This is a genomic window from Psychrobacter sp. CMS30 (genome assembly GCF_904846565.1).
GTDB classification, from domain to species: domain Bacteria; phylum Pseudomonadota; class Gammaproteobacteria; order Pseudomonadales; family Moraxellaceae; genus Psychrobacter; species Psychrobacter maritimus.
The window spans coordinates 25,036-31,328 of sequence record NZ_CAJHBF010000028.1 but is presented as its reverse complement, the minus strand read 5'-3'; the positions used below and the strand labels follow the sequence as shown (position 1 = coordinate 31,328).

The following is a 6,293-nucleotide window of genomic DNA, read 5'->3' as shown; positions in this document are numbered from 1 at the left end:
AGGAAGTGTTTATCTTTGCTTTTATCTACGAAGGTGCACCAAATTGGGCGCAAACCGATGGCGTCGTAACCATTCATGTACCCGACCAGCCACCGATTGAAACCCGTTTGACAGAAGGTGCGGGTAATTTACCAATGTGCGCCATCGCACGTTTGGTCAATCAAAATGGCAGTATCAACGTTGAACGTATTAATCAGTACTTTAAAGGCCATCAAGAGATGGATAAAGCCTTTAATTGGGGCTTTAGCTGGAAACGTGGTAGTAAGTAAGCGCTTTAATAGTATTGTTTAATCCAAAAAATCAGCCCGTCTATTATAAATAGACGGGCTGATTGCTTATAGATTACTAACAGTCTTAAGTTCGACTGCTTAACCTATTTACGCATGCGGAGTGATAGCCGGCATCAAATCATGGAAAGTACGACCAGAAGCAGTCTCGCCAATGGCGTGCATTTTCCACTCATTATTATGACGATAAACTTTTGCCATAATCATCGCCGTATGAGTACCTTGTGACGATAAGTTATAGCGCGCCACTTCAGTATTGTTATTGGCATTAACGATACGGCAAAAGGCGTTTTCTACCGTTTCAAACGTCTGACCAGTAAAGCTATTTACGGTAAATACCAGTGATACTACGTTTGCTGGAACTTTTGATAAATCAACATTGATGACTTCGTCGTCGCCATCGCCGTCACCCGTGCGGTTATCGCCGGTATGGACGATACTGCCATCTTTCGATTTTAGCTGACTGAACCAAATCGCATCGACGGCTTGTTTATTGGCATCAAACATAATGCATGAGGCATCTAAATCGATCGAGTCGCCGCCGCTGCCGCCGCCAAATAATTTGCCTAAAAAGCCGCCTTTTTTCTCTTGCGCTCCTTGAAAGACGTCCCAACCTAAACCCAATTTTACTTGAGTAAGCTCACCACCAGCTTCTTTGCTGAGGGAGATTTTTTGACCCTTTTGTAAACTAACTGCCATGGTAAAATCCTTATAATAATTGTGAGTAGAATACTTAAGTTTTCAGTGCTGTTTTCGGTTATTGATTTCAGTATGAGCTTTCAGTTGTCAATTTCTGCGCTGCTTCTTAGTTATAATGTGAGCTGTAATTTTAGCTATAAACTTAAATTATAAAATGAAACTTAAATTATAAAATGTTATCTAAAAAACCACCGCTGCCACCACGACCACCTGAGCTAGTACCTAAGATGCTTTGTAGCCAACCTTGATAGCTGTCACGATTGCGCGAGCAGATAATGACTTTGCCCGTTCCTGAGAAGTTTAAAACCATGCCTTCGCCACTGGTGACGGAGTTAATAATATTGCTCATGATGCCTTTTTTCTTGCTGGTCGATACCGAGAGCTTATAATCAAGGTTTGAATCCCAGCAGACCACATGGCCGTTATCAATGATGACGTCTTTGTCAGGCGTCACATCAATCTCAAATAGTGAGCCAAAACCTGACACCACTACCTGACCTTGACCTTGGGTTTGCATAACCATAAAGCCGCCAGTATCACCAAATACCGCGCCGCCGAGGTTGCGCTGGATATTGGCTCTGATATCGACGCCGGTTTGTGCGGCAACGAACGCGCCATCGCTCAAGGTATATTGCTGAGCGCCGCAATCGATGATTTGCATATCACCATCGAGCGTGGGTGCTAGCAAACAATCACCTTCACCATTGACGGCTTCAATTTGCTGTTGAAAAAGTGACTCGTCGTTAGCAAAGCGGCGCATCAGTGATTGCATGAGTCCACCCTGTAGCTTACCTTTCAGCTCAAGGTTCGACTCCATCATCACCATGGCATTGGCTTCACAATAAATTGAGTCGCCTTTTTTTAAGTTACAATGCAAAAAAGGTTCAATAGTGCCGATTAAGCTAAACGTTGCGGCCATGGGGTGCAAATCCTTATTCTGAAATTTTTAAATGCTTCATTTTCTATAAAAATCATCGTTGTTAATTTAAGCCTGCCAATTACATTTAAAGCCATCAAATGCTTTAAACAGGCACACTTGATGGCTTATTAACTATCGCAATCAAATAATCGATTGCGATAGGGGGCTTAATAGCGGTCTTACAGTTATCGTATAAAACGATGACGTTATTTTAACGTTAAACGTTGACGCCGTAAGAGGCGGCTAATGGTCCAAGACCACCGCTAAAGCCTTGACCGACCGCGCGGAATTTCCAGTCACCGCTATGGCGATATAATTCACCAAAAATCATCGCTGTTTCAGTGCTACCATCTTCTGATAGGTCGTAACGGGCGATTTCAGCTTCGCCATTGTCATTGACCACACGGATGTAAGCATCGCCAACTTGACCGAAGTTTTGGTTACGAGCTGTGCCTTCATAGATGATGGCGCAGATAGCGACTTTGCTGACGTCAGCTGGGATACTAGCTAGGTTGATTTTGATTTTTTCATCATCGCCGTCGCCTTCACCAGTACGGTTATCGCCGGTGTGCTCAACCGCGCCATTGTCTGACTTTAAGTTATTAAAGAAGATAAAATCTTGGTCGTTACGGACTTTGCCTGCTTCGTTGACCAAAAAGCCAATCGCATCTAAGTCAAATTCTTGACCGTCAGTGGCGCGTGGATCCCAGCCAAGACCGACAGTAATATTGGTTAAACCGGGCGCTTCTTTTGATAAGTTTACGTTGCCGCCTTTTGTTAAGCTAATAGCCATATAAATATCCTTTGGATTAATAATTAAGTGGATTTGGTTTTATAAAACAAACTAAAAATAGTGCAGTGATTACTCTCTTAGATAAAGTAACTATCTTAGCGAAAGTATCTTAGCGAAAGTATCTGAGCGCAAAAGGTCAATAAATCGACCTGTACGCCACGTCCTGCATATCATTACGGTTTACTATACTAAGCGTTTGCTGACTAAGCAAGGCGTATTTTGTGTGACTATATGACATTTATATGTTTGTTTAGAAAAAAGGGTTTTATGGCGATATCAGACCTATTTTGGCTATTTATCTTATTATGATTTATAATAGCGCGCTCAGGTTCCCTCTACCCTGACTTAAAAAAAGGACTCTTCTATGAGCAGTAGTACCCTTTCAACCACCCCGATTCAATCTATTCGCTACAGCCGTGCTTTATTTTGGCTTGTCAGTCTGCATATCTTTATTATTGCTATCAGTAATTACTTGGTGCAAATACCTGTCGGACTATTTGGTTTTATTACCACATGGGGCGCCGTCACCTTTCCCTTCATCTTTCTGATTACGGATTTGACCGTACGCATATTTGGTCAAAATCTCGCTAGACGCATTATCTTCTTTGCGATGCTGCCAGCGCTGGTGATTTCTTATTATTTCTCAGTAGTGTTTTCAAATGGTCAGTTTGTTGGTCATGAGCATCTGCTAGATTTTAATCTGTTTGTCTTTCGCATTGTGGTGGCAAGCTTTAGCGCTTATGTCGTCGGACAGCTGTTAGACATTCAAGTGTTTAATAAATTACGCCAGCTTAAAACATGGTGGATTGCGCCCTTAGTATCGACGTTTATTGGTAATCTTGTCGATAGCTTTTGCTTTTTTGCTATCGCCTTTTATAAAAGCCCAGACCCTTTTATGGCAACGCACTGGGTTGAGATTGGCGCGATGGACTACTTGTTTAAGATAGTGATGGGCGTGCTTATTTTCTTACCTTTATATGGTGTGATATTGGCAAAGTTGCAGAAAGTGCTGGCAGGGAAGGAAAAATAAGAAAGCAATAAGCTATGTTGAGCGCACTGCTGATGATAGAGATTAAAGGTGTGCGCCATGCATCAAGCGTGTAGACAGACTCAAATTTAATGCCAAAGATTTAGCTAAGTATTCAGAAACATCTGCGCACTCAAAAACATCGAGTGTTCAAAAACGTATTATATAAATACAGATAAAAAAACAGGTTACACCAATTACTTGATATAACCTGTCATTACTACGATTTTCTGTCAAAGCGCTTTTTGCTTAATGTGAAGTTAGCGTTGAAACTAAAATTCAAACTAAGTAATCGACTTCGCTTCGCGCTTACGATAATTGAGTGAAGCGACAAACGCCCAACCAATAAAAGTAATACCGATAAGGCCAGTGATAAGCTCTGGCACATGGAATTTCACCGATAACAACATGATGATGGCTAAAGCGCCAATGGCATAATGCGCGCCATGTTCAAGGTAAACAAACTCATCAAGCGTGCCTTTATCGACCAAGAAGATAGTCATCGAACGCACAAACATCGCACCGATTGCAAGACCAAGCATAATCACGATAACGTCATTGGTAATCGCAAATGCGCCAATCACGCCATCGAAACTGAATGAAGCATCAAGGACTTCTAAGTATAAGAAGCCGATAATACCGCCTTTCATAATGGCGCTAGTTGCAGCACCAGTACTATTACCTTGAGCGTCTAGTTCTTCTTCAAGATCACCTTCAAGCATACCCGAGACCACTTGTACGCCAAGGTATACCAAGATACCCCATATGCCTGCAATCAATACCGCTGCTGACTGCTCAGGGTTAGCAAATGATACCGCAATCATCAACACGATAAGCGCCACAAACACGCTCATGGCATCGACTTTACCCAGTTTTGCCAAGCGGCTCTCGAGCCAATCAAACCAGTGCACTTCTTTATCATCAAAGATAAAGTTCAAGAACACCAGTAATAAGAAGATACCACCAAAGGCTGAAATTTCAGCATGGTGCGCCATTAGTCTTGCCGAGTATTCTTTAGGATCGTTCAATGCCAAATCTATAACTTGCATCATACCAAGATCAGCGGTAACCGCGACGATGACAATAGGGAATACCAAACGCATACCGAAGACGGCGATTAAAATACCGACGGTTAAGAAAATCTTTTTCCAAAATTCGTCCCAGCCTTTAAGGACTGAGGCGTTGACCACCGCATTATCAAATGATAATGAAATCTCCATGACGGCCAAAATAGCGGTAATAGATAAGGTGGTTATCATACCGCCTATACCGCCGTGTGAATATCCCCACCATGCCGCTACCGCTAGGGCAATAATAGTGAAGATAAAGTCTAAATAAAAATGTCTCATGACACATCCTGTCTGGTTGCATAAAGCTAAGGTCGGTCTATTATAGACACAAACCGCAAAAAAAGCGGTTATTGCTAACCACTTTTTTGCATAATTTTAAACGAAACATAAAGCATTACCAGTCTTTTAGCTATGAATAATTGTGACTATTTTGCAACCATATTTTACCGTCAAAATAGCGGCTTATAATTACTGTTGAAGTACCTGTTTACAGCACCTTTAAACAGTGGCTGTTTATAGTGGTTTTAAATAGTGATTTTAAATATTGATTTTCAATAATCACTTTAAAATAGCCACTTTAAAATAGCCACTTTAAATAAATAGCTAAGACCTGCCTTAGGTTTTGGACGTGATCATTCTATAAAAGTCGATTTACGGTAAGGATAAAATATTAAGACCGTGTTAGATATCGACGCCATACTGCTGACACATGGCTTGCAAGCCACCTGAATAGCCTTGACCAACGGCGCGGAATTTCCACTCACCGTTATGGCGATAGACTTCGCCAAATACCATCGCCGTCTCAACAGAGTAATCTTCTGCTAAATCAAAACGTACCACTTCCGTGCCAGTTTCTTCGTTCACAACACGGATAAAGGCGTTGGCTACTTGACCAAAGTTTTGGCTACGAGCGGCTGCATCATGAATAGTGACGGTAACGACGATTTTATCGACATCAGCAGGAACTTGGGTCAGGTTTACTTTAACGACTTCATCATCGCCGTCGCCTTCGCCAGTACGGTTGTCGCCGGTATGCTCAACTGCGCCATTGTCAGATTTTAGCTGGTTGTAAAAGATAAAGTCATGATCGCCGCGTACTTTACCCGCAGTGCTGAGTAAAAATACACTGGCATCCAAATCGAACTCAGCGCCAGAAGTCGCGCGCTCATCCCAACCAAGACCGATAAGCAGCTTGGTTAAGTTTGGGTCAGTTTTAGTGAGCGATAAGTTACCGCCTTTATTAAGGGATAATGCCATGGAATTGTCCTTGTTATTAGAGTAGGGAAGGTTTAACTATTACAGCGTTGGGAATGAATGCTATAAAAGTCAAAGTCTATAAATATAAGCGATAGTGGGATTAAACTGTACATAAAACTATCGTTTAACGGTTGTCTAACTATTGCTTAACTATTACTTAGTGACGCTCTATCATAACAACAAAAAATGACCCAATCAAAGCCGATTGGGTCATTGTTATGTGTACGGTTATGCGTACGAT

General features: G+C 41.9%; 6 protein-coding genes and 1 pseudogene. 2 read left to right on the top strand and 5 right to left on the bottom strand.

Annotated features, from left to right (window positions below; all coding sequences use genetic code 11):
- Positions 1–269, top strand: a pseudogene (locus tag JMX94_RS12035) (tellurium resistance protein TerA); the annotation flags it as partial.
- Positions 270–377: 108 nt separating this feature from the next.
- Here the strand turns inward: JMX94_RS12035 and JMX94_RS12030 are convergent.
- The 3 genes from JMX94_RS12030 to JMX94_RS12020 form a co-directional block, all read right to left on the bottom strand.
- Entirely contained in the window at positions 378–986 is a 609-nt protein-coding gene (locus JMX94_RS12030; protein ID WP_201565721.1) for a TerD family protein, read from the bottom strand.
- A gap of 166 nt (positions 987–1,152) precedes the next feature.
- A complete protein-coding gene (locus JMX94_RS12025; RefSeq protein ID WP_068408074.1) occupies positions 1,153–1,905 on the bottom strand; it encodes a TIGR00266 family protein in 753 nt (250 codons plus the stop codon).
- Positions 1,906–2,122: 217 nt separating this feature from the next.
- The gene (locus JMX94_RS12020) at positions 2,123–2,698 is read right to left on the bottom strand and encodes a TerD family protein (RefSeq protein WP_201565719.1); all 576 of its coding nucleotides are present in this window, start codon (positions 2,696–2,698) and stop codon (positions 2,123–2,125) included.
- Between the two features lie 364 nt (positions 2,699–3,062).
- Between JMX94_RS12020 and JMX94_RS12015 the strand changes: the two genes are divergently transcribed.
- On the top strand, positions 3,063–3,728 hold the full coding sequence (locus JMX94_RS12015; RefSeq protein ID WP_201565717.1) for a 7-cyano-7-deazaguanine/7-aminomethyl-7-deazaguanine transporter: 666 nt from the start codon (positions 3,063–3,065) through the stop codon (positions 3,726–3,728).
- Positions 3,729–4,009: 281 nt separating this feature from the next.
- Here JMX94_RS12015 and JMX94_RS12010 read toward each other — a convergent pair whose 3' ends face one another.
- Positions 4,010–5,074: a DUF475 domain-containing protein gene (locus tag JMX94_RS12010; RefSeq protein WP_201565715.1), complete on the bottom strand. Its 1,065-nt coding sequence runs from the start codon at positions 5,072–5,074 to the stop codon at positions 4,010–4,012.
- A gap of 402 nt (positions 5,075–5,476) precedes the next feature.
- On the bottom strand, positions 5,477–6,052 hold the full coding sequence (locus JMX94_RS12005) for a TerD family protein (RefSeq protein WP_025650997.1): 576 nt from the start codon (positions 6,050–6,052) through the stop codon (positions 5,477–5,479).
- Positions 6,053–6,293: the final 241 nt, after the last annotated feature.

Excerpts from the sequence above, each read along its gene's own strand:
- JMX94_RS12030 (WP_201565721.1), bottom strand. The coding sequence starts at position 986 with ATGGCAGTTAGTTTACAAAAGGGTCAAAAAATCTCCCTCAGCAAAGAA.
- JMX94_RS12025 (WP_068408074.1), bottom strand. The coding sequence starts at position 1,905 with ATGGCCGCAACGTTTAGCTTAATCGGCACTATTGAACCTTTTTTGCAT.
- JMX94_RS12020 (WP_201565719.1), bottom strand. The coding sequence starts at position 2,698 with ATGGCTATTAGCTTAACAAAAGGCGGCAACGTAAACTTATCAAAAGAA.
- JMX94_RS12015 (WP_201565717.1), top strand. The coding sequence starts at position 3,063 with ATGAGCAGTAGTACCCTTTCAACCACCCCGATTCAATCTATTCGCTAC.
- JMX94_RS12010 (WP_201565715.1), bottom strand. The coding sequence starts at position 5,074 with ATGAGACATTTTTATTTAGACTTTATCTTCACTATTATTGCCCTAGCG.
- JMX94_RS12005 (WP_025650997.1), bottom strand. The coding sequence starts at position 6,052 with ATGGCATTATCCCTTAATAAAGGCGGTAACTTATCGCTCACTAAAACT.